The sequence below is a fragment of the Streptomyces sp. NPDC059003 genome (assembly GCF_042740445.1).
Lineage (GTDB): Bacteria > Actinomycetota > Actinomycetes > Streptomycetales > Streptomycetaceae > Streptomyces.
Genome location: NZ_JBHYJH010000428.1, coordinates 1 through 1,653 on the forward strand (window position 1 = coordinate 1; position 1,653 = coordinate 1,653).

A 1,653-nucleotide genomic window follows, 5' to 3' on the forward strand; every position below is an offset into this window, starting at 1 on the left:
GGTCATACAGGTGATCCCCCATGATCGGAGTAACACCGCTCTATTTACAGGCCCCGAATTTGCCGCGGCAGAGCCCCTACCGTGATCTTCGCTACCTGTGACGGGGCATCCCGGCCGCCTGGGCAAGGTGTACGCATTTGGAGCCTGTGTCTGATCTCTGAGTCGTGTGAGTGGAGCGGAACGGCTATCACTGTGGGGTGTGTGGTGGGAGGCTGGGCAGGCCCCTTTGCGGGCGCGAGGAGTGGAGTTCTCCTCGTCATCCTCTCCTCCTCTCCTCGCGCGGTGTGTCCTCGGCGGCACTGGAGTCCGGGTATGGGGTCTGGGACATGGTGTGTGTACGTTTGGTGGAGCCGCGTCGGACGGCGGCGCGGCTCCAGCGGCCTGTGGGGCGTATGCGGATCGGCCCGGGGTTTGGGAGCCGACGGCATCATGGGCGAGTGCTGGTGACACGGCATGCCGCCCGGTCCTGGCCCGAGGAAGGAACGGGAATCCGGTTGATCGGAACGGGTGTTGACAAGTGGCTGTGCGGCCGTCAGCCGTGGTGGGGACGGGGGAAGGGGCTGTCTTTGGCGGGCTGGTAGATGATCTGTGCCGCTAGGGCGTTGAGTTTCTGCTGGTGTGCGCGGGCATGGCGGCGCATCCGGTCGAAGGCAGCGTCCGGGTCCAGCCGTAGGCGTTCGGCGAGGATGCCCTTGGCCTGCTCGATGACGATCCGGGATGTAAGGGCTGTCTCCAGGTGGGTGTTGTGCTCGTGCAGCTGGGTCAGGTCGCGTTGGTGAGCCAGTCCCAGGGCGGCGGCTTCGGCCAGCATCTGGCAGGCCCACAGACCGTCCTGACCGATGCTGTGGTAACGGTGGAAGAGGTTCAGCGCCCCGAAGATGTGCTCATTGCGGCGTACGGGCAGGGCCGTGACGGCGGTGAAGCCCGCAGCCAGGGCGTGCGGGGTGAAGTGGGGCCAGCGGTAGCGGCAGTTCGGGTGTGGTAGCGGCAGGTCGGTCAGGGGCTGGCCGGTGCGGACGGTGTCGCGGCAGGGGCCCTCCTCGTAGTGGATCTGGAGGTGCTCGAGCCGGTCGGCTGCCTCGTCGGAGGCCACTAGGTCGTGGAAACGGCCCTGGGTGTCAGCCAGGAGGACGCCTCCGGCCTGGATGCCGGGCAGCTGCAGACTGTGTTCGGTCAGGCGGCCCATGATCTGGGCGGGGTTGCTGCCGGGGGCCGGGGCGGCGGCCAGGTCCAGCAGGGCCGCAGCCAGGGAGGGCTCGCGCGGAGTGTGGCGCATGGCAACGTGCCTCTTCGCTGCGGCTGGTCGGCCGCGGTTACGGCGTGCGGACGCGCCGCAGATACCCGGGTCCGGCCGCCGCAAACCAACTCCTGCCATCGGGTTTCCCCGGCCTTCGGGGCCAGAGACGGCTGTTGTCCGTCCCCTGTGGTCAGGCGGCCTGTGGCATCAGGTAGCCGTGGGCGACGTCGCGGCGTTCGGCAGGCCGGGCCCTGCGGCGGGTCATGATGGTGATGAAGGCCCAGGTGATGAGTGAACGTCTTTCATCCTGAATGGCTGCAGGTGAGGAGGGTGTGGATGGCTTGGACGATGGGCCTTCCACCTGGGAGGTAGGCGCTGTTTCGTGTGGTTATGCGGTCAGGTTCATGTTACGTGAT

The 1,653-nt window shown here is 67.2% G+C and carries 1 protein-coding gene; it reads right to left on the bottom strand.

The genetic code is table 11. The features are described from left to right. Positions 1-532: 532 nt before the first annotated feature. Positions 533-1,276 (bottom strand): ANTAR domain-containing protein, encoded by a 744-nt coding sequence (locus ACFWZ5_RS46360; protein ID WP_384893328.1) that lies wholly within the window; start codon positions 1,274-1,276, stop codon positions 533-535. Positions 1,277-1,653: the final 377 nt, after the last annotated feature.